26 protein-coding genes and 1 pseudogene are annotated in these 26,836 nt (G+C 43.3%); 19 read left to right on the plus strand and 8 right to left on the minus strand.

Going from position 1 to position 26,836, the window contains the following annotated elements; translation table 11 throughout:
- Positions 1 to 458 precede the first annotated feature (458 nt).
- The 6 genes from trxB to ABS362_RS16555 all read right to left on the minus strand — a co-directional run bounded on the left by trxB (position 459) and on the right by ABS362_RS16555 (position 6,005).
- Positions 459 to 1,448, minus strand: a complete 990-nt coding sequence (gene trxB, locus ABS362_RS16530; protein ID WP_350413783.1) for a thioredoxin-disulfide reductase — start codon at positions 1,446 to 1,448, stop codon at positions 459 to 461.
- 402 nt (positions 1,449 to 1,850) lie between these two features.
- Positions 1,851 to 2,162 (minus strand): rhodanese-like domain-containing protein, encoded by a 312-nt coding sequence (locus ABS362_RS16535; protein WP_350413785.1) that lies wholly within the window; start codon positions 2,160 to 2,162, stop codon positions 1,851 to 1,853.
- A gap of 55 nt (positions 2,163 to 2,217) precedes the next feature.
- Positions 2,218 to 3,561: an MBL fold metallo-hydrolase gene (locus ABS362_RS16540; protein WP_350413786.1), complete on the minus strand. Its 1,344-nt coding sequence runs from the start codon at positions 3,559 to 3,561 to the stop codon at positions 2,218 to 2,220.
- 214 nt (positions 3,562 to 3,775) lie between these two features.
- Entirely contained in the window at positions 3,776 to 4,423 is a 648-nt protein-coding gene (locus ABS362_RS16545) for a peroxiredoxin (protein WP_350413788.1), read from the minus strand.
- A 60-nt stretch (positions 4,424 to 4,483) separates the two neighbouring features.
- Entirely contained in the window at positions 4,484 to 5,329 is an 846-nt protein-coding gene (locus tag ABS362_RS16550; RefSeq protein WP_350413790.1) for a universal stress protein, read from the minus strand.
- Positions 5,330 to 5,387: 58 nt separating this feature from the next.
- On the minus strand, positions 5,388 to 6,005 hold the full coding sequence (locus ABS362_RS16555; protein ID WP_350413792.1) for a class I SAM-dependent methyltransferase: 618 nt from the start codon (positions 6,003 to 6,005) through the stop codon (positions 5,388 to 5,390).
- Positions 6,006 to 6,236: 231 nt separating this feature from the next.
- Between ABS362_RS16555 and ABS362_RS16560 the strand changes: the two genes are divergently transcribed.
- The 5 genes from ABS362_RS16560 to ABS362_RS16580 all read left to right on the plus strand — a co-directional run bounded on the left by ABS362_RS16560 (position 6,237) and on the right by ABS362_RS16580 (position 8,959).
- A complete protein-coding gene (locus ABS362_RS16560; RefSeq protein WP_350413794.1) occupies positions 6,237 to 6,803 on the plus strand; it encodes a hypothetical protein in 567 nt (188 codons plus the stop codon).
- A gap of 144 nt (positions 6,804 to 6,947) precedes the next feature.
- Positions 6,948 to 7,304 (plus strand): hypothetical protein, encoded by a 357-nt coding sequence (locus tag ABS362_RS16565; RefSeq protein ID WP_350413796.1) that lies wholly within the window; start codon positions 6,948 to 6,950, stop codon positions 7,302 to 7,304.
- A 529-nt stretch (positions 7,305 to 7,833) separates the two neighbouring features.
- Positions 7,834 to 8,085, plus strand: coding sequence for a hypothetical protein (locus ABS362_RS16570; protein ID WP_350413798.1), 252 nt, complete (start codon positions 7,834 to 7,836; stop codon positions 8,083 to 8,085).
- On the plus strand, positions 8,072 to 8,488 hold the full coding sequence (locus ABS362_RS16575) for a hypothetical protein (RefSeq protein ID WP_350413800.1): 417 nt from the start codon (positions 8,072 to 8,074) through the stop codon (positions 8,486 to 8,488). The genes ABS362_RS16570 and ABS362_RS16575 overlap by 14 nt, the downstream gene beginning before the upstream one ends.
- An 81-nt stretch (positions 8,489 to 8,569) precedes the next feature.
- Entirely contained in the window at positions 8,570 to 8,959 is a 390-nt protein-coding gene (locus ABS362_RS16580) for a hypothetical protein (RefSeq protein WP_350413802.1), read from the plus strand.
- A gap of 517 nt (positions 8,960 to 9,476) precedes the next feature.
- Here the strand turns inward: ABS362_RS16580 and ABS362_RS16585 are convergent.
- Positions 9,477 to 9,929, minus strand: coding sequence for a DUF1569 domain-containing protein (locus tag ABS362_RS16585; protein WP_350413804.1), 453 nt, complete (start codon positions 9,927 to 9,929; stop codon positions 9,477 to 9,479).
- 201 nt (positions 9,930 to 10,130) lie between these two features.
- On the opposite strand from ABS362_RS16585, the gene ABS362_RS16590 reads away from it, so the two are divergent.
- From ABS362_RS16590 to ABS362_RS16655, 14 genes and pseudogenes are all read left to right on the plus strand, one after another.
- Positions 10,131 to 11,234 carry a DUF7149 domain-containing protein gene (locus tag ABS362_RS16590; protein WP_350413805.1) on the plus strand — a complete coding sequence of 368 codons (1,104 nt, stop codon included), beginning with the start codon at positions 10,131 to 10,133 and terminating at the stop codon, positions 11,232 to 11,234.
- Between the two features lies 1 nt (position 11,235).
- Complete coding sequence (locus ABS362_RS16595) at positions 11,236 to 12,345, plus strand: type IIG restriction enzyme/methyltransferase (protein WP_350413807.1); 1,110 nt, start codon at positions 11,236 to 11,238, stop codon at positions 12,343 to 12,345.
- A 165-nt stretch (positions 12,346 to 12,510) separates the two neighbouring features.
- Positions 12,511 to 12,902: pseudogene (locus ABS362_RS16600) on the plus strand (Eco57I restriction-modification methylase domain-containing protein); the annotation flags it as partial.
- A gap of 24 nt (positions 12,903 to 12,926) precedes the next feature.
- Positions 12,927 to 14,027: a TaqI-like C-terminal specificity domain-containing protein gene (locus ABS362_RS16605; RefSeq protein WP_434086530.1), complete on the plus strand. Its 1,101-nt coding sequence runs from the start codon at positions 12,927 to 12,929 to the stop codon at positions 14,025 to 14,027.
- A 96-nt stretch (positions 14,028 to 14,123) separates the two neighbouring features.
- Positions 14,124 to 14,546, plus strand: coding sequence for a hypothetical protein (locus ABS362_RS16610; RefSeq protein WP_350413811.1), 423 nt, complete (start codon positions 14,124 to 14,126; stop codon positions 14,544 to 14,546).
- A gap of 1,363 nt (positions 14,547 to 15,909) precedes the next feature.
- Positions 15,910 to 16,851: a hypothetical protein gene (locus ABS362_RS16615; RefSeq protein ID WP_350413813.1), complete on the plus strand. Its 942-nt coding sequence runs from the start codon at positions 15,910 to 15,912 to the stop codon at positions 16,849 to 16,851.
- Between the two features lie 129 nt (positions 16,852 to 16,980).
- Positions 16,981 to 17,394, plus strand: coding sequence for a hypothetical protein (locus ABS362_RS16620; protein WP_350413815.1), 414 nt, complete (start codon positions 16,981 to 16,983; stop codon positions 17,392 to 17,394).
- A gap of 12 nt (positions 17,395 to 17,406) precedes the next feature.
- Positions 17,407 to 19,200: a recombinase family protein gene (locus tag ABS362_RS16625; RefSeq protein ID WP_350413817.1), complete on the plus strand. Its 1,794-nt coding sequence runs from the start codon at positions 17,407 to 17,409 to the stop codon at positions 19,198 to 19,200.
- 141 nt (positions 19,201 to 19,341) lie between these two features.
- Positions 19,342 to 20,532, plus strand: a complete 1,191-nt coding sequence (locus ABS362_RS16630) for a tyrosine-type recombinase/integrase (protein WP_350413819.1) — start codon at positions 19,342 to 19,344, stop codon at positions 20,530 to 20,532.
- Positions 20,533 to 20,543: 11 nt separating this feature from the next.
- A complete protein-coding gene (locus ABS362_RS16635; protein WP_350413821.1) occupies positions 20,544 to 21,506 on the plus strand; it encodes a hypothetical protein in 963 nt (320 codons plus the stop codon).
- Positions 21,507 to 21,663: 157 nt separating this feature from the next.
- Positions 21,664 to 22,032 carry a helix-turn-helix domain-containing protein gene (locus tag ABS362_RS16640; RefSeq protein WP_350413823.1) on the plus strand — a complete coding sequence of 123 codons (369 nt, stop codon included), beginning with the start codon at positions 21,664 to 21,666 and terminating at the stop codon, positions 22,030 to 22,032.
- The gene (locus ABS362_RS16645) at positions 22,026 to 22,796 is read left to right on the plus strand and encodes a helix-turn-helix domain-containing protein (protein ID WP_350413825.1); all 771 of its coding nucleotides are present in this window, start codon (positions 22,026 to 22,028) and stop codon (positions 22,794 to 22,796) included. Before ABS362_RS16640 ends, ABS362_RS16645 begins: the two co-directional genes overlap by 7 nt.
- Before the next feature lie 13 nt (positions 22,797 to 22,809).
- The gene (locus ABS362_RS16650) at positions 22,810 to 23,472 is read left to right on the plus strand and encodes a P-loop NTPase family protein (RefSeq protein WP_350413827.1); all 663 of its coding nucleotides are present in this window, start codon (positions 22,810 to 22,812) and stop codon (positions 23,470 to 23,472) included.
- An 11-nt stretch (positions 23,473 to 23,483) separates the two neighbouring features.
- Positions 23,484 to 23,975, plus strand: coding sequence for a hypothetical protein (locus tag ABS362_RS16655; protein WP_350413829.1), 492 nt, complete (start codon positions 23,484 to 23,486; stop codon positions 23,973 to 23,975).
- 458 nt (positions 23,976 to 24,433) lie between these two features.
- Here ABS362_RS16655 and ABS362_RS16660 read toward each other — a convergent pair whose 3' ends face one another.
- Positions 24,434 to 26,647: an AAA family ATPase gene (locus tag ABS362_RS16660; RefSeq protein WP_350413831.1), complete on the minus strand. Its 2,214-nt coding sequence runs from the start codon at positions 26,645 to 26,647 to the stop codon at positions 24,434 to 24,436.
- Positions 26,648 to 26,836 lie beyond the last annotated feature (189 nt).

Raw genomic sequence — 26,836 nt, forward strand, 5'->3', positions numbered from 1 at the left:
AGAGTAAGAAAGTTGGGAGGGTAATAATGGGAGCAAGGGCTTAAGTGGTTGAAATGAAAAAGAGTTAGAAAGTGGCAAAACCTCCACTCTCTAACTCTTAATGTCGAAGTCTTAAATTTTAAAATACCAAACGCTCATTCAGCCCATTAAAGACAATGATATTCAGTGTCTGCACTAGCTCACTTTTATATTAAGCCTCTATTTGCTAGTTCAACGTTTTTCCTATGTAGTAGGCTCGGTGGAATCTGTATGTTTAATCTTGCTCTGAGGAATGCTGCAACGTGATGAACTGCAACAACCTGTATTAGTAGCAGCCTGTCCTAAAAGTAAAAAGCCAAAAACACCTAATAGTGTATCACTTGTTCCTATAGCCTGCATGAGCAGTGCTGTTCCAAGTGCCAGTCGAATCCAACGGGCTAAGTGCCAGCCTGTAAGTAGTTGATATTTTAAGTTCTTTATCATTCCTTTTCTGATAAGCTAAGTACTGCGTCCTGATCCTGCTCTATTGCATGCTCCGATTCCAGAGATGCCAGATAGCGCTCCGCATCCAAGGCTGCCATACAGCCTGAGCCAGCTGCTGTCACGGCTTGTCGGTATGTAAAATCCTGCACATCCCCACAGGCAAATATGCCGTCTATATTTGTTTTGGATGTACCCGGTATGGTACGGATATAGCCGTTCTCATCCAGGTTCAGGTAATCAGCAAATATGTCGGAATTAGGCTTATGTCCAATTGCTACAAAAAATCCGTTTACCGGTATTTCCCGGATTTCATTGGTGACGGTGTTTTTTACTCTGATGCCTTCTACAGAGTGCTCACCAAGAATTTCGTCTGTTACCGTACTCCATAATATTTCTATGTTTTTGGTTCTTTTTACCCGGTCCTGCATGATAGTAGAAGCCCGCATTTCGTCGCGTCGCACGATCATGTAAACTTTGTTCGCAAGGTTAGCCAGGTAAGTAGCCTCTTCAGCAGCCGTGTCACCGGCGCCAACTATAGCCACATCTTGTCCCCGGTAAAAGAAGCCATCGCATACAGCGCAAGCCGACACGCCACTGCCATTCAGGCGCGCTTCTGATTCCAGCCCCAGCCATTTAGCTGATGCTCCTGTAGAGATAATAACAGCTTCGGCTTCAATTACCTTCTGATCATCTATCGTCACTTTGTGCGGCTTAGATGAAAAATCAACAGCAGTGGCAATGCCATAACGCACGTCGGTACCGAAGCGCTCGGCCTGGCGTTTGAAATCTTCCATCATCTGCGGACCGTTGATACCGTCCGGGTAGCCGGGATAGTTCTCTACATCATTGGTAATGGTTAACTGACCACCTGGCTGCAAGCCCTGGTATAAAACAGGATTAAGCCCTGCTCTGGACGCATAAATAGCAGCTGTATAGCCTGCCGGACCAGAACCAATGATCAATACTTTTACCTTTTCAGTTTCCATATCTATTTCTGAATTATAAAGTCACAAATGTTGAGGTGATACAAGCTTTTAACTCAAGCTATCACGGTTTACAAAGGAAGTGTTTTAAGTTATAATGGTGTGTGATCTAAGTCACAAACAAGCCGGTTGAAGGATTGTTGGTCCGGCAAATAAAGGATTGTCTTAAAAAACAGAAACTGCCCGTGCTTTAAAGCACAGGCAGTTATTAAAAGTAATTATTTCTTTGCTATAAACCTTCTGGATAATATAGCGCCTGCTACTGTTCCATATAGCGTGCTGTTCAAGGGACTAGAGGTGATAAGGCAGCTACCGTTACAACCATAAAAGGCGTAAAACAAATACCCAAAAATAGCCCCAACAATCATGCTTAATACCAGTTTTGTACCGGCACTAAGCGATAGTTTATTCAGTTTCATATGGCCAGTTGCCTATTCCACCGTTCAGGTTATATAGTTTGGTAAACCCCTGACCTGCCATATAATTGCAGGCCTGTGCACTTCTGTTGCCGGATCTGCAATAAACCACATAAGGCTTGTCTTTATCAAGTGCCTCCACTTTTTGAGGAAACTGTGCATCCATCAGGTCAATTACCTGTGCGCCCGGTATTTTGCCCTGGCTTACTTCCATAGGGGTGCGCACGTCCAGCATAACCGTGTCAGGTTGATTCTGCTGTAGCTTTTTTGCTTCTTCCCCGGATATATCTTTATAATTCATGATTTTTATAGTTTAGGTTAAAAGGAGTCCCTGTGCCAGAGACTCCTTCTATTGTTTATTTTTGTTTTAACTCCGTCACAGCTTCGCTCATATCAAGTACTTCTACTTCTGGCAAAGCCGCTTCTACAATACTGCTGCCTGCTGCCGAGCGGTAACCACCGGCGCAATGCACTACCACCGGTTTATCGGTCGGTATTTCCTTCACTCTTTCGCGCAATTCCGGTAACGGAATGTTGATGGCCTTGTCGAAGAACTTCCCGGATTTTACTTCTGAGGTGTTGCGGATGTCCACGATGGTATAAGCCTCTTTGTTATCTTCAAAAGATGACTTGTCGAATTTGTCGCTCGTTTCACCGTCCTGCTTGTCGTACACAAAAGCACCTTTTATCAGCAGCTCATAGCCGATCTTTGAGGCTTTAGAGATCAGCTCATTCAGTTGGGCATCGCTTTCACCTACCAGATAATAGTTTTCGTTCGGACCAACTATACTTCCCAGCCAGGTCTCAAATTTGCCACCGTTCTGGATGTTGATCGCGCCTTTATAATGTCCTTTCTTGAATACGTTTTCCGGACGTGCATCTACTATAACAGCACCCTCTTCCGGGCTATAGTTCTTCTCCAGTTTCTGAACACCCTCCAGGCTTGGTTTATAGTCCGGAGCGCCTTGCTTGTTCAGGCCTACATCGTAGCCAAAGTATTTCGGAATAAAAGGCTGGTCTTCTGTCAACACCTTTACAAACTCGTCTTCGCTCATCTGCTGCAGGGCATAGTTGCCTTTTTTCTCATCGCCGATGGTGCTGGTGTTGGCGTCGCTCAGGCCTTTACCGCAAAGTGAGCCTGCTCCGTGTGCCGGGTATACTACCACATCATCTGCCAGTTTCATCAGCTTCTCGCGGGTACTGTGGTACATCTGGCGGGCCAGTTCTTCGCGCTTGGCCGTTACGTTACCGGCACTCTCGCGCAGATCCGGACGACCCACATCACCTATAAACAAGGTATCACCCGTAAACACCGCTTTGTCTTTTCCGTCGTGCTCCAGCACAATGCTGATCGAGTCAGGGGAGTGGCCTGGTGTGTGTAGCGACTTGAGTTTTACGTCACCAATTTCCAGCACAGCGCCTTCGTCAAAAGCCTGGTGTGGGTAATCGGCACCTACCAAACTATGGGTATAAATGGTAGCACCGGTTTTGTTGGCGATCTCCAGGTGCGAGCTTACAAAGTCGGCATGCGGGTGTGTTTCTATAACCCCTACAATTTTAGCGTCGTGTTCTTTGGCATACTCATAGTATGGCCGCGGATCGCGGGCCGGGTCGATTAATACAACTTCCCTGCTATCTTCGCTAAGTATGGCATATGCGTAATGGGCTAAGCCTTTGTCTTCGAACTGCTTGATCTTCATAAGTCTTGTGATGTTTTATAGTTAATGAATGCTGAGATTTTATACTTGCTCTCAATATTTAATACAAAGATATAGCCTTGTAATACGGTATACAGTGACGTTTGTCACACAGGTAAAAAGTATATAAATGATTTATTAATAAACAGATAGCCCATCATTACAACTATACATGTAATGATGGGCTATACTAACTATGAATTGAATCTCTAACTAACTATAGACTTTTCTTAGCAAGATAGAAATCTACCATTTCCAAGTCACTGTTTACGCGTTCATCAAGAGCAGCCAGGTTTTTTGGGGGAGGAACAATTACTTTATCTCCAGGCTGCCAATTAAGCGGCAACGCAACCTGATTTTCTGAAGCAGTCTGCAAGGCGATCAGGACACGTTTAATTTCCTCCATATTACGACCTACATTCAAGGGGTAATACATGATAAGTCTTATAATGCCTTCAGGGTCAATAATGAAAACAGCTCGTACTGCTGCCGTTTCGCTTTCTCCTGGTTGCAGCATGCCATAAAGCTTAGCCACCTTCATGTCAATATCCGCGATGATCGGGAACTTGAAATAGACACCTGTCTTTTCGCGTACATTCTGCACCCAGGCTATGTGGGAGTGAATACTATCTATACTTAAACCAATCAGCTTTGTGTTGTGCTGTGCAAAGAAACCATCTTGTTCCTGCGCAAAGCCGGTGAGCTCTGTGGTACAAACTGGTGTGAAGTCTGCTGGGTGGGAGAACAGAATAACCCAGCTTCCTTTGTTGTATTCTGAAAATTTGAGTTGACCGGTCGTTGTGTTGGCCTCAAAATCCGGAGCCTTGTCCCCAATTCTTGGCATAGTGCTTATTGTATCTTCCATCGTTAAGTTTGATTAAGGTTTTATAAATGATCTGTTAATTTAAATGTGTTAACAACTATATTAGAGTTGATCCTTTAAATGATATGTCATTAAAGGGCGAATGCAGTGGTTTACCAGCGTTTCAGCGATGCTGCCATAGAACAGGTGACTGATGCCTTTCCGGCCATGGGTACCGATCAGGACCAGGTCCATAGCCGATAATTCGTTGAAGTTGCGCACACCTGCCGGCACTTTATAGTTGTGGTGCAGGTGCAGTTCATAGTTCTGCAGATCAAAGTTGTCGGCGAAGCGGCGCATGTTGATTTGTGTTTCCTGGTACTCATCTTCTTTACCTACAATCTGTAACAAATGTAACTGGGCATTAAACAGACGCTGAAGGTTTTTAATGGTAACTATAGTTTGCTCCGGCTGCTTTTCTGCTCCGAAATCTGCTACCCAAAGTATGTTCCGGATCGGCGTAATAGAAGCGAACTGATGGACAGTGATAACCGGAATATCGGTATAACGCACCACATGCTGTGCTTCAGAGCCAGACACTTTTTCAAGCCAGCCATCAGCACCTTCTGTACCAATCAAAACCAGATCAGCGTGTAGTTTTGCAGCATGTTTTGCAATGGCAGTGGTAAGTCCGCCATGTAAAATTTCTGTTGTAAACACGAAGTCTACCTGCTGTTTCAGTTCTTCAAACTGCTTTAAAGCCTTTTCTTCCTGGGCTCTTAATTGCTTTACATCAGCTGTATCTGACATGTCGGTAGCGCCAGCCCAGTCACCGGTATTTACTTCCATTACATGCACCAGGTGCGCTGTAACAGGTATAGTCTGTGTCAGGAAATTCAGGAACTCCAATGCTTTAAAAGACACTGGCGTAAAATCTACCGGAACCAGGATGTTTAAGTTTTTTTCCATGTGTGTTTATAGTTTAACCAGCTATTTGCAGGCGGTTAGTTTTATAATTTATAGTTTTTTATATTTGGTCAGCTGTTGGTTTAGTGGCTACCAGGCGGGTGACATAACCAGCTCCGTTATGGTAGATCCCTTCGTGTAGCGTAATCTCATACTCCTGCAGCACCTTGATCTTTAATCCTGTAAAGTCTGAGCGCAGCATGTCGGCTGTGTAAAGCATGGCATGGTTTTGCGGACCGCCGGAAGTATACCCATCCATTTGCTTCGGGTGAAAAGCTTCCAGCATAACCGTACCGCCCGGCTTTAGCCACCCCTTTACCTGCTGGTGTAGTTTGTGTCGGATGGCAGGAGGGAAGTGCGCATAGATGAGTGCGACAGCATCGTAGCTTTCAGGCCCTGAAGTGTAGTTTTCAGCTTCAGACAAGGTATAATCTATAGTTACTCCCAATGCATCTGCCAACTGTAAAGCTTTTGTGCGACCTGCCTCACTGTAATCAAATGCCTGTACCTGCCAGCCTATCGTGGCAGCATACACTGCATTCCGGCCTTCACCCTCCGCTGGCAGCAATAATTTGCCGGGTTGTAACTTATCTAACTGCTCCCTGAAAAATGCATTGGGCTCTTTGCCGTAGGCCATTTCGGGTTGCTTATACCGTTCGTTCCAGAATTCCTGCATCATACTTTTATTTGTTACAGGGGCTTAACCGCACAGGATCTTATAGTTTATCCTCATGTAGCCAGTGCTCCCTATAATTGTGTTTTAATCTATGGTACAAAAGTGCTGAATATAAAGGCCTGGTTCAGTGACATTGGTTACACAAGCATTTTAAGTTAAAATAGCCTATGTAACATTAGTCACTATTGCGGAGCATCGAAGCCTATACTTTTGTGGTGTTTAAATAATTGACACATGAAAAGTAGCTTATTAAATAAAACAGTAAGAGTGGTTACCCTGGTCGTAACGATGGGATTTGGAGGGATAACGCATGCGTCTGCACAGCACCATGAGACGGCAGATACAGAAGAACATAAATTTAAACATTTCAGGGTTAGTGCCATGCTGTATCATACCTACATCGGAACGGAAACAGTGGAAGGAAAGGAGCTATTGATAGTACCTTCTGTTGGGCTTGACCTGGAATACTGGTTTAATGAGAAATGGGGTATAGGCTCGCATAACGACCTTGAACATACCAGTTTTATAGTTAAACACGGAGATACAGACATACTGGAAAGAGAAAGCCCTGTGTTGTTAACAGTAGATGCGCTATGGAGGCCCTGGAAAGGCTTGGTGCTATTGGCAGGTCCGGGTGTTGAGCTCGAAAAACAGGAGAACCTGTTGGTGTTCAGGGGAGGGGTAGAGTATGAAATAGAAATAGGGAAACACTGGGATGTGGCGCCCACCATTTTTTATGATTCCCGCATAGATGCCTATGATTCTTTTTCGATAGGAATAGGTATCGGCAAACGTTTCTGATCAGACGTGATGGTAGTTAAAAGTTTATTAGTTTTGCTACAAACTTAATTACAGAAAATTGCCTGAATTTAGTAGTCGTAGTTAACAACCAATAAACAAGGCGTGACCGAATAGCCATAAGAGTAGGACAATTAAAAAGCAAACATGAAAGTATTTAGATTCTTAATGACAACAGTGATAGCAGGCCTGTTTATGGCCGGAATGAGCAGCTGCGATAAGTGTGATGATGAGAACCCGCGTGCAAGGGTCATCAACCAGGGAACTTTGGAAGCCAGTGTGCAGATTAAAACCTCAAACGGTAATACAGAAAACATCAACAACGTGATGCCTAACAGCACTTCAGCCGCAAGCAGTTATGCAAAAGGAACAGTTACCTTTACGATTACACTGGATAAGACTGAATTGGTGGAAACAGTACAAATGGATACGTGCCACGAGTATGACATTGTAATAGATGTCAACAACAATATCAGTACCGTTTCACGCGACCGAAACGACTAATGCAAACCTTATAGAAGCTAAGCGTAAAGCAAGCCCAACCTGTGATATGGTTGGGCTTCTTTTTTGCATCATATATGTAAGCATCTAAATAGGGCCACTGACATAAGTGGGGTGTAGCTATTCCGTATCAGGAGCTGCTTTTTTAGTTTTTTTCTTCTCTTTCTTTTTCGCGAATAATCCGACTGTATAGCGTTCGTATAGTTCAAATCAGTTTCCATGTGCTTAGCTTCTGTAATGAACGCATGCGGCCTGTAAGCGGTGTCTACAGCCTTATCCAGTTCTTGATGACCATCAATAAGTTTAATATTGTTGCTGTAGCAGGGAAGAGAAAATTCTTTTCAGAAAGTATACCTTCCAAATAAATAATAAAATTGTACGCGGCACTTACGTCTTACTTTTAAAAGGGTAAGGGGGAAACCGAATTTTCGACCTATCCCTAAAGGCTGTCGTAAAAGATGCTACAAATTCTTTTTTAAGTCGTATCAATTCGCCTACTTTTGCGTTTACTTGCAGTGTATTACGCTTTCTTATGCTTGAATTAACCAAGTTCCTGAACAAACTTACGAAATCAGATTTGCTGGTATTTACAGTAACAAGCGAACGCACGTATTGCCGTTTCTTTCTGGAAGGGGTGTATGTCAGCCGTATGTACATTACAGATGCGACGCTGCTGGCAGAACTGCTGCCGTTGGTAGGAGAAGAGATAGACGCAGCAGGGATTAACAAACTAAAGCAGCTATATTTGGCGTCAGATACACATTCTGCCGTTGATACTCTATAAAGACCATATCATTGAACTGGACTATCAGCCAGCACAAGACCTGTTAGTAACCTGCCAGCCATCTATTCGTCCCTACGATGCAAGAGAAGTTCGGAGTGCCTTTATCTCTATCATCACGTTCGTAAAAGAATACAACATCACCCGCTTGCTACTGGACTTTACCCGTAACACGCAAGACCTGTCCGAAACGGAATACAAAACCAATATGGCCCAACTGACCGTTGGCTTATTGCAAACGTCCCTTCAGAAAGTAGCCCGCCTGACCACTTCAGATGCTATCCGTGAACAAAAGATTGCTTCCATGTTAGTTAATATCAACGAAGCTTTACCGTTGCCGGTAGAAGTGCAGATGTTTTCATCTAAGGCAGATGCCGTCCGGTGGCTGCTGCATAAGGAAGGCTAACCTTTACATCATATTATCTTTATTTGCGTAACGACATTAAATGTTACGTTTTATCATGTGATACTATTCCATAACGGGTACATGGTGCTGGATTACGATGCAGCAACTGATATTTTATATGCGACCCGTCCTGACATGAAGCAGGAAGAAATGCTGCATATATATGCCGCCTTCGCCGTCATGGTCAAGACCCTGAAGGAAAAACATATCCCGTATTTGTTACTCGATACCAGCAGTAGCCAGCTGGACATGCATCAGGAAGATTACAACACCATCTTGACCCTGTTGTCAAATGATTTAGCTGTTACCGGACTGCAAAAGCTGGTAAGGCTTATATCCCCAGATGAGAAGCGGGAAAGTTTTGTAAGGCAATTCCTGAAGGAAATAGATGTGTTACAATCCCTGCCGTATGCGGTTGAGAACTTTACCAGCAGGGAAGCTGCTGTTACTTGGCTGAAGAAGAATAAATAATTCTCTATGTTTGAACTTAGCAATGTTTTTCAGCGTAGAAGCAGGTACTTTCATAAATATTGTTTGATGTTGGAACGGGAAGGGCAACAACTTCCTCTACTGTTATAGCAAGCCCTTCTTGTTTCTTTTCCAATCTGGGAAATGTATGGTGACTAGCAGCATAAACTTCAGTCATAAACATTCAATAACTTTAATATAATACCAGCGTAAACTTAATACCTAAGTGTTCTTTAGATTAGTTGTTTTTCTAGTTTTATAGTTGTTTTTCGGAGTAAGAAGGGCTGGTATTTATTAGCATTTGTCCTAAGTCCTTCTTGCTTTCCTTCCTCTTAATGGTGTAATACCCCATTTAAAAAAAAGATCTTTCTATAATCACTCCTGCTTTCTTTTCATTAACTATGCTTTTGCAGTTGGTGCTGGCATGTAATGCTGGTTTTCAATCGTATCTGATCGTGCTGAAAGTAGGAGAAACTTATACCATTTATTTCCAGCTTATAGTTTTGGAAAACTTACCTGATTACACGCCAAACTGGCTCAGGTGGTGATTTAGGTGTTTGTAAAACATATTATTCCACTGGCTGCTGTTCAGCGGACCAAATGAGTGCGATTCTTTCCCCTCAAAATAAGATTGGCCTAATTGCTGTGTCTTTTGCAGATAAGTGATCAGGCGGCTCTTTTCTGTTTCAAATTCTTTTGTATCCACAATTTTAAAATGCGGGGCTGAGTGCACATTCTGCTTAAAGGGCTTCTCATTTACCACGAAATCTTTTACAAACAACTTTGCCAAAAACTTCATAATTGGGTTTGGTTTCGGGTGCTTGTCTTCGTAAACCAGTTCGTAGGTTACGTTGCAATGGGCCAGCATCTGAGCTACGTTCATTTTGCCCCAAAGTGGTCTGGAGTATTTCTGTAGTTTGTGAATACGGGTGATGAGCTCCTCTGTCGTTGCCGGGTTAAATACGCTGTTCATTTCTCTCTAGTCATTTTACCTTATTAAATATACAGTTTATTAAAACAGAGCAAGTAAATATTCTTTGGTTATTAGTACTTAGCTTAAGAGTTTTTGAGTAGAGGAATATGCCATAGTTTATGGTAAAAGCTAACCTGATCTTACCGAATTCGCATATTATAATTACTATATCTGTCTTGCTGTATAAACAAACCGACTTACATGCAGCACCACATTCTAAAGCCGAAACTGGCCCTGAACAAAGCCTACCTGCGCCTGAAAACAAGCCGAACCGAAATTGAGCGTTTTAAAACAGCGCTGAAAAACCTGCTGCAAAGTATAGACCTGACCGAAACCGAAGAATACGCCAAGAACCACCTGCGCGATTTTCTGATGCAGGCATTCTACAGCAACTATGGCCTGAACACCAAGGGCAAAACCGACCTGGTGATACATACTGGCAACAGCACCAAAAGCAACGCCGGCGTACTGCTGGAAGTAAAACGGCCCACCAACAAAGCCGACATGCCTACCGAACAGAACCTGAACTATAAGGCCATGCACGAGCTGTTACTGTATTACCTGCGCGAGCGGGTGCAGCACAAAAACCACGACATCAAACACCTTGTAATTACTAGCGTGCACGAGTGGTTTGTATTTGATGCCCTGGAGTTTGACCGCCTGTTTTACCGTAACACGCAACTTAAGAAAGACTTTACCGACTGGAGCGAAGGCCGCAAGGCAAGCGCCGGAACCGACTTTTTTTATAAAGAGATTGCTGCACCTATACTTGCCAACTTATCTGAAACTATAACTTTTACCCACTTCAACCTTTTAGACTTTGAGAAGCCGCTGCACAACACAGACCTGAAAGACGATGTGAAACTGGTGGCGCTGTATAAGCTGCTTTCGCCGGCGCACTTATTAAAAGAACCTTTTGCCAACGATGCCAACTCACTGGACAAAGGGTTTTACCAGGAATTGCTGCACCTGATAGGACTGGAGGAAGTGAAGGAGGGAGGCCGCAAGCTCATCCAACGTAAAGCAAAACCTAACCACGGCTCGCTTTTGGAAAGTGCGTACCAGAAACTGAAATCCGAGGATTTGATTGGCGGGCTGGATAACCCCTATAGTTTTGGCAGCACCCGCGAAGAGCAACTGTTTAACGTGGCCCTGGAGCTGTGCATTACCTGGATGAACCGCATCCTGTTTTTGAAGCTGCTGGAAGCACAACTGATAAGCTACCACCACGGCGACAAGAAGTACAGCTTTATGAGCACGGCCAACTTGAAAGAGTTTGATGACCTGAACGAGCTGTTTTTTTGATGTGCTGGCTGAGCAACCTGAAAACCGAAGCAGCAACGTACGCCAGAAGTATAGCCATATCCCGTACCTGAACTCGTCGCTTTTTGAGACCACGGCACTGGAGAAACGCACGCTGCGCATCTCTAACTTAAAAGACCGAAGCCTGCTTCCGCTTTACCCCCAAACCGTACTGCGCGACCAGCAGGGCAAACCACTGGGCAAGACCGAACCCGAACTGCACACCCTGGAATATTTGCTGCGCTTTTTAGGTAGTTACGATTTTGGGGCTGAGGGCAAAGGCGAGATACAGGAGGAGAACAAAACGCTGATAACGGCTTCGGTGCTGGGGCTGATATTTGAAAAGATAAACGGCTACCGCGACGGCTCTTTTTACACGCCGGGCTTTATAACCATGTACATGAGCCGCGAAGCTATACGCCGTGCCGTGGTGCAGCGCTTTGCCGAGAAGTATAACTGGAACATAGATACAACTATAGCCGGACCGGCATTCGAATCCCTTGCTTTCTGCATCCATCAGAACTATAGTTTAGAAACCATAAAAGAGTATAACCAACTGCTGAACGAACTGCGCATCTGCGACCCGGCGGTTGGTTCGGGGCACTATTTGGTTAGCGCACTTGATGAGCTTATAGTTATAAAAGCTGAACTGAAACTGCTGCTGAACCGGCAGGGCAAACCACTGCACTATGGCAGCATAGAAGTGCAGAACGACGAGCTTATAGTTACCGATAACCACGGCGAGCCCTTCAGCTACACCGTGCACCAGCACCCCGACGGACACCGAACTATAAATCCGCATACACAGGAGCTGCAGGAAGCACTTTTCCATGAGAAGCAGACCATAATTGAGAACTGTTTGTTTGGCGTAGATATAAACCCGAACTCGGTGAAGATATGCCGCCTGCGCCTCTGGATAGAACTGCTCAAAAACGCCTACTACACTACTTCTGAAGGTGTAACCGAAAGCAGCACACCTGCCGCCAACTACACCCAGCTGCAGACGCTGCCTAACATCGACATTAACATAAAGCAAGGCAACTCGCTGCTGAGCCGCTACCCGCTCACCGCCGATCTGCACGAAGCGTTCGGGAAGAAGGGCCATAGTTTGTAGGCCTACCGCACGGCAGTTGCCAACTATAAAAACACCAACTCCAAAGACACCAAAAAGCAACTCGAAGCTTTTCTGGAAGAGATAAAGCAGGGCTTCAGGACGACGCTGGCCAACAACGACCCGATGCGTGAGCGCATGAGCAAGCTGCGCGGAACTATAGCCGTAATGCAGGACCCAGACCTGTTCGGAGCCAAAAAAGTAGACAAAACCAAACTAACCAAACTACAGAAAGAGCTGCAGCAACTGGAGCAGGAGCGGGCCGATATTGAAGCCAACAAAGTATACGAAGGCGCTTTTGAGTGGCGTTTCGAGTTTCCGGAAGTGCTGGACGAGGAAGGCAACTATAAAGGCTTTGATGTGGTGATCGGGAACCCACCGTACATACGCCAGGAAGAACTTGGCAACTTTAAACTATACCTGCAGAAAGCTTTTGAAGAACCGCCGACCTGTATGTTTACTTTGTGGAGCGCGGACTGCAACTGCTCAAAACAGGTGGCAAGTTCAGTTACATTATACCTAACAAATGGATGCGTGCCGGCTACGGACAGGCGCTGCGTCAGTGGCTGCAAAGCTATAGTTTAATGGAGCTGCTCGACTTTGGCGACTTGCCGGTATTTGAAGAAGCAACTACATACCCGCTTATAGTTTCGGTGACGAAGCAGCAACCGGAGCTAAACTATAGATTTAAAGCGGTAACTATAAATACGCTGCAATTCGAGAAAAGCTTAACCAACTATGTTGCAGAAAACGCTTTTGATGTCCAGGCTGATTTGCTGCCAGCTTCTGGCTGGACACTTTCCAACAGCATTGCACAACAGTTATTAGAGAAACTGAAAAACACCGGAACTCCACTTGGAGAATATGTGGATGGTAAGATTTATCGTGGAGTTTTAACTGGCTTAAACGAAGCTTTTGTTATTGATGAAGCTACAGCGGAGAGATTAATTGATGAAGATGAAAGAAGTGCACGAGTTATAAAGCGCTTCATCGCAGGCCGAGATGTTAAACGTTATCAAAAACCTAAAGTTGATAAGTACTTAATCCTTTTTCCAGCAGGTTTTACTTATGAAAGAATGGAAGATTCTGAATTAGAACCATGGGAATGGATTAAGGAAAATTATACTTCGTTGGCTAATTTCTTAGCACCACATGAAGAAAAAGCTAAGAAAAGAGCAGATAAAGGTAATTTTTGGTGGGAACTAAGGGCATGTGCTTACTATCATGAATTTCAAAAGAACAAAATTCTATTTCAAGAAATTGCTACTTTTCAGGCATTTACTTGGGATGAAGTTGGAGCTTATTCAAACAATAAAACCTTTATCATACCTAATGCAGATTTATACTTATTAGGTCTACTAAACTCTAAGGTTACATGGTACTTTATTAATCAAATTGCTTCTAAGTTGCAGGGTGGTGCCTTAGCTATGCAAACACCTTATACTTTTCAGATTCCTATAGTTAGTGGAGACGAAGAAACGAAAGCAACTATAACTTCGCTGGTAGAGCAGATACTAACTATAAAACAAGCCGATGCGGCTGCGAATACGTCGAGGCTGGAAGCGGAGATAGATGTGCTGGTGTACCGTTTGTATAACCTGACCTACGATGAAGTGCTGCTCGTAGATCCGGCTTTTGCCCTGACCGAGGCCGCCTACAACCAACCCGAAGTCAGTTACAACTAAACAGGTAGCTTCCGGTTTCGGGCGGGCAACTATAAACATTTAACACCCATGCCGTAAAAAAAGGGTTAAAAAGCATTACTAACTATAACCCAGGGCATGCACACGTTAATTTTAGAAACGGTACTGCAAAACGATTACGTAACCATACGCTACAGCTCAGAAGATAAACTGATCTGGAATGAGTGGCGAGGAACTATACCAACTGCTGATCTGAAAGAAGCCATGCTTTTTGCCTGTAACTTTATAGTTGCCAACAACATAGCCCTTATTTTAGCAGATTATACCCACTTGTCGCCCCCAACCCGCGAAGACCAGGTCTGGATAGCCAAAACCACATCAAAAATATTGCAGCACAGTAACTTACGCCGTGTAGCCAACATCAATGGGCATGACCTTTTCCAGCAGCTCGCTATCGACACCATCCACCAGATAGCAGCCCAGACACCCATGCCCTGCGAAACCCGCGATTTCCTGTCTAAAGCCGAAGCTAAAGAATGGCTGTTCTCAGTTAATAGTTAACGGTTATTGGTGTTTGGCGCAGTAAAAACGTCCCTCTGAAGTGTACTTTGGGTGAACTACAATAGCGGATTTTGCCTTAACAGAAAAGTGAAAAGCTTTTGTTGGGGTAACTGGTAAAATGCTACTTTAGAAGCATAGTGTAAAATAGTGATAAGTGCATGAAAGGTGAAACTATAGATTAGGCCAACTATAGCTGTTAAGTAGTAGAACAATAATGAGATTTATGAAACTACGTACATCCTGTGTTAATATGGTGTAATAGTAGGTTTTTTTCAAGTGCCGGAAATGGCTTTTTGCTTCCGCTAAAGAAGCCAGGTGAAAATACCTTTCCGCAATAGGGCATTTATAGTTTCCGCTTGCGGAAAAACCACCCTGTTTTAGTCAATTTCGTCTGGACTGGAAATCCGGAAAAGTATTCAGTAAAAACAGGTGCGGAAATGCGTGTAACATTCTGTAACAGCCTTTCCGTCTACGGAAAAATGTTCCGCGATTAAACGTGATCCTACCTATACCAAAAGCCTAGGTTGAGTAACTTTTTTCCGGCGATATTTCCGAATGCGTAGAAGCATGTTTTTAAGCTTACCCTTCACGAATTATAGAGCTTTTTTTAGCTTATTCATGTTTACCGAACTTGCAGTTACTATTTTGGTGATTTTACAGGTGTTTTTAATGGTATTTATCCATGAAATTTTCTTTTAACTATTTGGTATTCGATGAAGATCAAAAATACCACCTTTGAGTACCCTGCAACGCGTAAAGCGGTAGACCGCTGTTTTACATGTTTTCCGGACTCTAAAACTGCGTGTAACTAATTGATACAGCGTGTTTTGTGGGTGTTTTATTTGCTATGCTTTTATCTGTTTTCCGGAGACCTGGTGCGGACAGTGTTTTTACTGATTCCGCATCACCTTTCAGAAAATTATAGTTTCCGGCGTATTTCCGCACGTAAAAAACCCATACTCTGGTAACAATTTCACCTGTTTCCGGCAAGCTTAAAACTGACTGTAACTTCTTGTGCGCACGTAACTTACGTGTCCGCAATAGTGTCTGCAAAACTTAAAATTATTCAGCCAATACGGAAAGTTGCTTTTTTACCGCAAATGCTGCTTTTCCGGTGTGTCCGCAACCTATAGCAACACTTCTATAATCGCGCGCGCCTGCGCATGATACGCGCGTACATGCGGGCACGCGAGCTTCTTACTCACTTTCCATTACTATCTTTTTTGCATACCATCATTGCTATTTTGAACACCATGACTGGTTTCACAAAATATTTTATCCAGAAATAAAAAAAATATTACAAAGCTGTTGTATAGTTAAAACTAAATATTACCTTTGGGTAAAATAATTAATTTGACTACGCATGAGAGAGGAGACACCACAGCCGGAAACCAGCACCGAAGATTTTGCTTTGCAGCTTGACTTGCAGGAAATGAAGCAACTACCGGAACTCTATGAAAAGCTACGCGAGCCGATCTTTTCGTTAAAGCAAACCGGTATTGCTCCCAAGCTTTACGTGGACTGGAAGAAAGCCGGACTAGCGCCTAAGACCGAAGAACAGTCCTGGACCAAACTCTCGTTTCTGGAATACCTGTGGCTGAAGATGGCCAAAGAACTGCGCGAGCTGGGTTTGCCACTGGCACGGGTAAAAGCGTTGCGCGAGTATTTGTTTCAAGTTCAGGAAATACCGGCGGAAGCATTAACCCCGGCGATGATCGCCAAACTGCGCGACGAGCTCAGCAAAGTGATGTCCCCCAAACAGGTAGAAGCCTTTATCACCGAACAGCTAAGCGGGCAAATACAGGCCGCTCAGGCAAGTTACGGCGTGCAGCTTTGCTTGCTCGAATCCCTTGTTTATGCGGCCCTGTACCGCAAGCAGGAAGCCGGCATCCTGATCTTTCCTTCGGGCGACCTGGCACCGTGGCTGGATGAGATGCAGGGCATGGGGCCGGAAGGGCAAGTGCTGTTGGGCAGAACGCATGTATTCCTGTCCATTACCCAACACCTGGCAGCTTTTATCCTGGATGAAGACAAAGCTGATTACATTCCACGATTGGCCTTGCTATCTGATGAAGAACTTCAAGTAGTTCGTGCTATACGCAATAAAAGTTTCCGGCAGGTAACGATCACTTTTGATGAGAAGCGTCAAATCACCTTGCGAACTACCTCAGATGGGCATCTGGATGAAGAAGTATCAAAGCAATTAATCGAAACGCTGGCACTCAAGAATTATCAGTCAGTTGAATTAGAAAACCGTGGTGGCTCTAAGTTAAAGTTTACCAAAGAACACCGCCGAAGAATTTAGTACCAAGTAGCTCACTCTTACCAAACGTTGATTCGGTAAGAGCCAAGGGTAGCGGTTGCCCCGCACCCTAACGTAATAGCCCGCCTTAGTACCGGTAGCCCCGGACCTGTGGCACTGGCAAACACAACAGTGAAAACTTTATCTAAAAAACAGAAAAACCAACAACAGTACAGTAAACACAAACTAGTACAGCCGAAGGGCAAAATAAGCGTTTCTAACGCAGTAGAACTTGACGAAGCTGAACAACTGAGCGGGTATGATAGCTACTACAAGCAGCTCTCGGAAGAAGTAGAATCGGTAGAGCGCCATATACGCGAGCTACGGCAAACTCCGGGGCTGGAACACTTAACCGAAGCAGAAGCGCACGCAAAGGTAGATTTTATGCTTCGCTTTTCAGCCTGGGTGTTTAACCAACATCAGCAGGAAAAGCCGATAGCTATTATAGTTGATATTGAAAAAGAGGCTACGTCAGCTAACGTTTCGAAAGTACAAATACCCAAAGGCCAGAGTAACAAAAAAGTAACAAAGTCCCTTTCCCGTTGACCAGAATAGAACATGAAAAAACAAACAACAGCAGCCCTGCTTGAAGTAGCTAAAGCTGCACCCAAAACTAAGAAAGCAGCTAAAACAACGGTTGCAAAAGCTAAAGCCAAGACTGTTAATAACAAGCCTGCAACAGCTAAAAAGCCAGCTGCACTACGGTCTACAACAGGGAAAGGCAACGAGCTGAGCATTTTTGCCCGGCCACTGCAGAAGGGTAGTAAGAAAGCTACTCCACGCGGCAAGGTAGCCATCATCTACACCCGCGTATCGACCAAAGAACAGGCCGAGACGAACCAAAGCCTTTCGACGCAGTTAGATCGTTGCACGGCCTACGCTGAGCGCCATGGCTACCAGGTGGTGGGTAAGTTTGGTGGCACCTATGAAAGCGCGAAATCAGACGAGCGCAAGGAATTTCAAAAGATGCTCGAGTTTGTGAAAAAAAGCAAGCTTAGGGTAGGCTATATCATTGTCTACTCGCACGACCGCTTTTCCCGCACCGGCTCTTCTGCGATCGGTATTGTCGATGAACTAGGCCGTATGGGCATCTCGGTAGTAGCTGTTACCCAGCCGGTAGACACCCAGACAGCCGCCGGTAAGCTGCAACAGGGTATCCAGTTCCTGTTCTCGCAGTTCGATAACGACCAGCGACGAGAGAAATGTATGACAGGGATGGAAGCCCGCGTTCGGCGTGGTTTTTGGGTAGGTAAAGTGCCGATGGGCTATGATAAAGTGATTGTGGGTAAGGACGTGGTCTTAAAGCCTAATAAAACAGGTAAACTCATTCGCCTGGCTTTTCAGTTGAAAGCAGAACAGGGGTTATCTAATACAGATATTATCAAGCGCCTGAAAGCACAAGGTTTAGTGCTCTATAACCAAACTATCACCAAGCTGTTTAAAAACCCGTTTTACTGCGGTTTAATAAGCCATGGCTTACTGGAGGATGGCGAAGTGGTGGAAGGCCAGCACGAGCCGTTAATCACGCGTCAAATGTTTTTAAAGGTAAACGGTTTGCAGGCGCAGAACGCGCATGGCTATACGCAGGTAAAGGAAGACGAAGAACTACCGCTGCGTCATCACATCAAGTGTGGTAGCTGTCGTAAGCCGTTGACTGGCTACGAGATGAAGAAAAAGCAGATCCATTACTACAAGTGCAATACCATTGGCTGCAAGCTTAACCGTAACGCTAATAAGCTGCATAACCTGTACGAAGGCTTTTTAACTGAGCTAGAAGTAGACCCGCGCTATTTGCCGAAGCTGGCTGAGATCATGGAAGAGACTTATTATAAGTTAACAGAAGAAAGTAGGATAGATGAAAAGCGATTGACCACGCAGCACACCGAGCTCAAAAAGAAGCTGGACACGCTTGAGCGACGCTATGCATTCGGCGAAATTGAGAAAGACCTCTTCACAAAATTCAGCACAGAACTAAAAGCAGAGCTGCTGGAAATAGAGCAGAATCTGGAAAAGTGCGCGCCAGCGTTATCGAACCCTAAAGAGTTCATTAAAATGGGCTTAGAAAAAGCGGTAACTATCTCACAATCATGGAGTAAAGCAAATGTGCAAGCCCGTAAACAGCTGCAAGCGATGGTGTTTCCCGATGGCGTGTATTATGACCGTGAAATGGAGAGTTATCGAACCCAAAGAGTAAATGGCTTTTTCGCCCTTTCCAGCCAGATACAGGGGTTTTTGGTAGAAAAAGAAAAAGGGAAAAGCGATCAAAATAATCACTTTTCCCTTTCAGTAGTCCGTAGGGCAACTAAACCATTGATTGTTGCCAAATATCAACAAGTAAAACCGCTTTTTTAGCCAATTTAGACACTTTTGTCAGGCGCTTTCTGGCTAAGTATAGCCATAACAAAATATATTTTGTTACTATTTTGTTACTTTCATTTGCTTTTGCTACGTTTGATGGTCTGCAAAAAAGACTGAAAATAATACAACGAAACGATGGCAAACATCTCTACCAAAACCGCTCCTGCGAAGGCGCCTCAGACCCGTGTGGTCGTCAAAGGTAAACTTATAAAACTACGCGCCCGCCTTCTCTCATCCGGTGGCGAAACCTTATACTTAGACTACAATCAGAACGGCAAACGGAAGTATGATTTTCTGAATATTCACTTAATCGCAAATCCCAAAAACTCAGAAGAGCGGACCGCCAATAAAGATAATCAATTGCTGGCAGAACGCATACGCTCGGAGCGAGAATTGCAGTTGTCTAAGAACACACAGATTGTAAAAGCTTCGGTGCAACGAAAAGCTAACTTTCTGTCCTTTCTAGATGAGTATACTGAGCTCTATCCTAAAAAAGATGCCCGTGTGATCAAAGCGATGGCTTCACGTTTTAAGGACTTTGTAGGTAACCCTCCCATATTTCCTTTTAGTGAAGTGACTGTGCGGGTATGTTCTCGCTTTAGGTTATACCTAGAGCAAAACTGCTCCGGATCAACCCCCTACAACTACTTTAAAAAGTTTCGCAAGGTGCTCAAAGAAGCCATGAAAGAAGGGCTGATCGGGCAGAACCCTGCCGAAGATGTCGAAAACCGCTATACCGAAGGCATCGAAAAAGAAGTGCTCACCATGGAAGAGATCCAGAAGCTGGCCAGCAAGGAGTGTTTTCTCCCCGAAGTAAAACGGGCCTTCTTGTTTAGCTGCGTTACCGGACTTCGCTTTTGTGATGTAAAGGAGCTGGACTGGTCTTCCATTACAGGTAGTGTGATGCGGGTAAAACAGCAAAAGACGAGCAAAGATGTAGTAGTAAACTTAAACAGCACAGCGCTTAAGCTACTGGGCGAACGGCCAAAAGCCAAAGAAGCTAAAATAGAGAAGCCTGCAGGCCAGAAACGAACCAGAGCTGAAGAAGATAAGCTTCGTCGCCAGCCCGTTTTTACGCTTCCTTCTAATACGACCTGTGGCAAACACCTGCAAAACTGGGCTGACAAAGCCGAGCTCAATAAGAAGGTTACCTGGCACTGTGCCCGCCACTCGTTCGGTACTAATCTATTGCTTTCCGGAGCAGATGTGCGCTCTGTATCCGGGCTGCTGGGACACTCCAGTTTAGTAGAGACCCAGAAGTATGTTAGACTCGTGGAGTCTTTAAAGGAAAAGGCCGTAGAGAATTTACCTGAAATCAATTTTTAAGATAAAAGGCCATGAGTATTGATAATGCAATAGAGCCGCAAAGTATAGATGTTAATAGGCAGTATCCCTTAGCGATTACCGAGCGAGTGCAGGACTGGGCGCACCGTGTACTGCGTGAAGGATATGCCTTAGGCTTAGAAGAAGTAGGCATGCTTCAAAAGCAGTTGATTTATGATGCGGTGGATGAATACAGCTTTTATAACAAGGTTACAGCAGTTTATCAGAAAGCTTATAAAGCGCTTTTAAAGTGCAAAGGCATTCTGCGGGATACGCGTATACCCTTAGCTAGTACGGCAGTTGAACAGGGGCTAGTCAAGAAGTATCTGGATACGCTACCTGAAGAAGAAGCACTTACGTTCATGTTTAACCAACAGGAAATGTGGAATCTTCTGCAGCTAGAAAAAGAGCCCGTTAAAGTTAGAATACTACTGGATGAGCTTAAAAAGTTGCTGCAGCAGGGATTTGATGGCTGGGTTTCATCTGGTGAACTCGCTCCGACGCTGCAATGGAAAGAAGGCCCTTCAACTCGCAGGCAAGTGTTGAAATTATTTTCTGCGTTAAAAGCACAAGGATTTCTACATCCTAAAACATCATCAAAACTCTTTCTTTTACTTTTTATATCGAATAAAGCGCCATACAAAGTGGTGTGGATGCATCGTGGTCTGCCAAGCCTGATTTACCTGGCAGAGAAGTTATTGCAAGCTGATTTGCTAACAGCCCCTGAGCAAGTGCTCAGTGCTGCAAAGCAAAAGAAAGCCTTAGCACTGGATGCTGTGGTGATGCCTTGGCTTTTTGAAAGAATAAGTTCTGGGTTTGCCTATGTCAACTTGAAGGGCAGCCTGAAACATATCACACACGGCATGCTAATAGATGCACGATACAGAGCAGAATCTTACAATGAAAAGAGAAGCTTATTGCCACCCTGGTCTCTTAAACTTGACAAAATTATAAAGCAAGTTTTGAAGACAAACTAGTCCGGTGAAGTAGATCCTTAGGGACTATACCCTGTGGGTAACTTAGAATTTGTCCACAATTTTGATTTTATTTTAAAGGTATGTCCGACGAGAAACCGTCGGACATTTACTTTGGGTTCAGGCGGATTTACTTTTACATCACCAACTAAAAACGGTTATGGAAAAAGTAAATCTTACAGAATTGTTCACCCGCCTCGCAGCGAAGCAGGAAGAACAGGTTACCTTGACCAAACAAGGCACGGAGTTGCTCACAGAGCTTCTTCACAATCTTTACATGTCCCACGCCATTGAAAGCAAACCAGTGCTTAATGGCAGGGAAACAGCTTATATGCTGGATGTATCAGAAGATCATCTCTACCGGCTGACCAGTCAGAAGAAGCTGAAATTTTACAAACCGGAAGGCAAGAAGAACTACTTTTTAAAAGAAGATGTGATCGCCTTTATGCTGCGTGGCGAGCAGCGCACCGTAGAAGAAATCGGACGTGTTGCAGCTAACTACAAAGGGAAAGGAGGCCGCACATGGTAGCCGTCATCAGACCACAAAACAAAGCGGTTATCCCACACCAGGTACGCTTCAACAAACTCCTGAATGCATCAGAGAAAATGTTTTACGGCGAGCTAGTAGCCCTCAGTGGAAGCAAAGGGTACTGCTGGGCGAAGGATACACACTTTGCCACCCTTTTTGATAAAAGCGCCAAAAGTATTTCTCGCTGGATGAAAAAACTAGTCAAGTTAGGCTATATCCGCCTTGTGAAAAATCGCGAAATGTTTGACCGGCGCGAGATCCATTTGGTGTCGCTAGCCGGGACAACTGAAGGACATGATTTAGACACACATGTCCCCACATCTGGACAAACGCGTCCTCAAAACGTAGGGTCACTCTATATAGATAAGAATGACATACATAATGTCCCTTATAATGACGAGAGAGAATGGGCAGAGAACTCACGATCTCAGGAAAATAATAATTCATTTTCTTTTTTTAACGGAGCTACGCCCACTGTCGAGCAAGTTAGGTCTTGCATGCAACAACTGCCTGAAGAATTAACAGCAGGAGTAGACCTGGTGGAAGAAGCCAGAAAGTTTTACATCAACTACACAGCCACCGGCTGGATGATGGGCAGCGCCAAAATGAAAAGCTTACCTGCTGCCGTCGAAAAATGGATTACCCTTTCACATAATTTCAATTCTAAAAAAGCAACATCAAATGAACAATATAGCCGATATAATTCGAAACAATCCCCATACACGCACCTTCACGCCAAGCAATACGATGGCGACAAGTTCTAATCCTGTTCATGGTATGAAAGCTGAGCAACTATCCGATGAGTTAAGAAGACTGCACAACTATCTGGCAAAAGATACGCAACCCTTGTGGCATCCAGACATAATGCTTGATGCACACAACTACAAAGCCTGGATGATGGCTTGCGCAGCCTTTACGCAGGATAAAGAAGCATTAGCCAAATACGGTATGCGGCCTGGGCGAGGAGTGTTACTAACTGGGCCTTCCGGTGTTGGTAAATCCCATATTTTCATATTACTGCAAAAGTACCTAAATCATGTAGATCGGAACCAGCCACTTGCTTTTACCAAAGCGCAGACGGTGCAATATGCTTATGCCGATACAACTAACGGGGGCAATGCCGCTTTGAGTCGCATTGCAAATAAAAAGCACACGAATGGGCTACTTGTAAACCAGGTATTCGATGACATCCTAGCTGAACGGCCTACCAAGCATTTCCAAGAGCAGCCTGTGTATGCACTTCCAGAACTGATCACGATGCGGGAAGAGCTATTTACTTCGAAAGGGGTGCTGACACACTTTACTGCCAATTACCGCAGTGAAAGAATACGGGAAGTCTACGGTGATCGGGTATTGTCGCGCCTTCTCTGGATGTGTGATGTCATCGTCTTTACCGACAAGGCTACAGATTGGCGGGCTTTTAATCCATTACAAGTTTAATCTTTAGTTAAATGAAAAAGAAAAAAGATCCGACAGAACCGATAGCCTGCCGTGTAAGCCCAGAGCAGCGTGAACAGCTGTTACAAGAGGCCGATGAATTAGGTCTAAGTTTGGCTGAATACGTGGCGATGCTGGTTATTATGGCCATGTATGGTGATACTGACCTAGAAAAATTACGTGACCAAGTAAACAGTGCTACTGCTGAGCAGTTGAAACTATTGCAAGAACAGCTGGCACAGGAGCAAGGGTCTGTCTGGAAACAGGAACCCTACGCATCAATGCTGCACCAGGTGCTGCGAAATGATGAGATTCTGGCTACGCTGTACGAGCAGCATTTTGAAACACCGTTTCCAGCGACTGCTTTAAAACAAGCTGGCTTTGATTTCAATTTCCTGCTGCAGGGGGTAAATAAAGAGCAACGCACATTTTACTTTTCTGGCAGATTTGGGTGGGCATTTGCCGATTCAGAAAGTGAACGGGTAATTTTAAAAAGAAACACGTGATAGTAGAGAAAATAGATTTTCAGATCAACCCAGCTGATCTGCAGCTGATGCCTACTGTAACGGAAGGTAACCAAGGGGCTGGCCTGTTATGGCTGCTCGTGCTTCTAGGCGTTGTCGTACTCGGATTACTGCTCTACCAGCTCTTAACGGAGACTCGGCCTAAACGAGCTAAATTAGTGCCTAATGAATTCTAACGAACAGGATGCTTCTGCCCAGGCATCCTGTTCTGGCTTTATATCTATATCGAAAGCGCTTATACAGGCTGAAACAACTCAGCTTCCTGGATTACTTCTACTTTTTGCCTTACTCTCTGAAACGTCATAGTTCAGGTTAATGAAGATGAGGTAGTAGACTTTGTTAATGAACAGTATTCGTTGCAGATATTGCTGAACTGCAGTTGTCAGGTAGAGATGAATTTTAAAGATTTAATAAATTAGAATTTCGATTATAAATGGTTTTTAGTTTAAGCTAGGAGCTCCCATCATCATTGAATAATGCTCAAGGTGATTGGTATGGACAAATATTTTTTTGAAGACATCAAAATACTTGTCTATTGTAGTTGATTGACGCTCAATAAATAAGTCATCTGGTATACTATGAGATCCATCGTTTATCCAACTTATCATTGATCTACAAATTTCTTGTTCTTGGTAATCTGTGAATTTTTGTATTAGATCATCGTCTCCGTACTTACCAAGAATCTTAAAATAGTTTTCTATAATCCTGCGCATAGTGTTTTGAATCGTAAGACCCGAGTTTTCGTCTTTGTTCCTCAGTTCCATCCAAAGGAGTTCGTATGAGTTCTGAATCGGGTTCTTCATTCCATAACTCTCAATAGAAGAAACATTGTAGTTCTTTCTAAGTATCCAAAACGCGGTTTCGCTACATTCCTTTGTGCGACCGTCTATGAATGATGCCTCTTTATGAAAGTACACATTATGAGTCAACAAAATTAGTTGTTTGATATTACCTTCACTCTTCTTTATCCCCTTAATTATTTCTTTCAATAAAGCACTTACTACAAACAAAATATTACTATCTAAACTAGAGATTGGATCATCAATTACCAATATCCTTTCATCTGAAATATCATCTTCTGTACTGCCTCCTTTAGCTAGTTGAAGGAAGTATAGAAAAGTAATAAATGTTACTTCACCCTCACTTAATGTTGATTCTGCCAAGGTTCCATCCCCTCGCTGAATTTGATATTGATTCTTTTCAGTTTTACAAGGCACAATGCTGAAGTTTTGAAAACCGTAAAAGCTTAGTGATCTATTTATCTCATCAATTGAAGGTTGAATACTTGTAGAATTTTTGGTCAAGTTTTTTACTTCTTGATCCAGCTTCTTGTAGTCTATTCGTAGATTATCAATCCGCTTTGTAAGCGCATCTATTCCTTTTAAGTGCCCTGCTTTATGCTTTAAGAAATTCTGAATACGCAGCCTACTTTCTTCTATTAGATATTTCCAGATTAATTTAATTAAGTCTGATTTTTCAGTTGTATAATTAGCAACAATCGTGTTGTGTTTTTCAATATCAGAATTTGCTGCAGATATTAGCTCCTTAATATTACCTAATTGCTCCTTAACTGGAATAAATTCAATACTTCTGCTAGGTTCTTTTACTTTATTATGGGACAGTCCTTTATTGGTTACAAGTTGGCTTAACAACGTTTTTATGTAGGCCGTGAAAGTTTCTATATTAAGCTTGGTGTTTTCATTTAATTTTTCAGCAGACTCAATTTGTTGTAAAATATTTAAGAGGTTTGCTGTAAGGAGACTGTACTCTTCTGAGCATGACTTAATGAGTTCAATATCCTTTAAAAATGTTTCATCAAAGTAGCTTTCAAGTTTTTTCTTAAATTCTACAGTTATCGTTTTCTCTTGGCAGAAGGGGCAAGTTTCTTCTTCTTGTAAATACCCGCGACCTTCATTTACCCAGTCATTTAAGTTTAGCTTTTGTATTAGGTTTGCAATATCAACATCAGCTTTACCTACAACTTTCTTTTTCCAAATGTTATCTTCTTCAATCTCGACAACTCTTTCAAAGCTAATGTTTTGGATAATTGATAATAGAGTGGGTGCTTTACCAAAAATAGTATCAGCTTTTTCTTTTAGCTTTTCGTGTGTTAAATGGCCTGAAATATTTGTCTCATATTCATCAAGAAGCTTTTGCTTAAATAACTCTTTCTGCATAAACCCTTTAAAAGCTTCCTTAAATTCAGGTTCATACTTCTTATAAATTTCCACCCATACCTCTTCTTTGAAATCGTTTTCAAGTTCCTGAAGTTTAAAATTCAAAGTTTCAAGAGACTTTTTCTCTTTTCGTCCTTTTTCTTTAATCTCTTCACGATTCTTAGTTTTTTGTTCGATTTCCTCGATCTGCTCTTTTGTGGCTTGTCCAAGTGTGAAAACTCCATCTATATTCCCTTTTCCGAAGTTTCTATTTCTAAAATCTTTATTGTAGACTAAAGCCTTAACTGGGGTTCCACCTAACCAACCCAAGTTACACTTATGGAATACAGTGTCTTCAGGATTATAGAAGTATTTAGTAACAGTTGTTTTGCCACTACCATTGGCACCATATATGAAGTTTATTTTTTTTAATCCTGCAACTTGAATACCTGATTCATCATAAGTCGCAACTTCTTTTATGGAAAAATGTTCTATCATTTCTTAATATAACCTGGGATTAAACTTTGATCTAACTTTATTCTATGTGGGTAATGTTCCTATACTAAAATTCTAAAACTCAGCTCAGACCTTCTTTCCCTTTAAGTTAAAAAATGATATATAGATAAATGCTAATATAAAAAAGAATAGTTTGATCAAGTTTGGATATAAACAAAAATCAGATGTTTC

Origin of the sequence: Pontibacter populi (assembly GCF_040278685.1) — a bacterium.
GTDB lineage: Bacteria > Bacteroidota > Bacteroidia > Cytophagales > Hymenobacteraceae > Pontibacter > Pontibacter populi.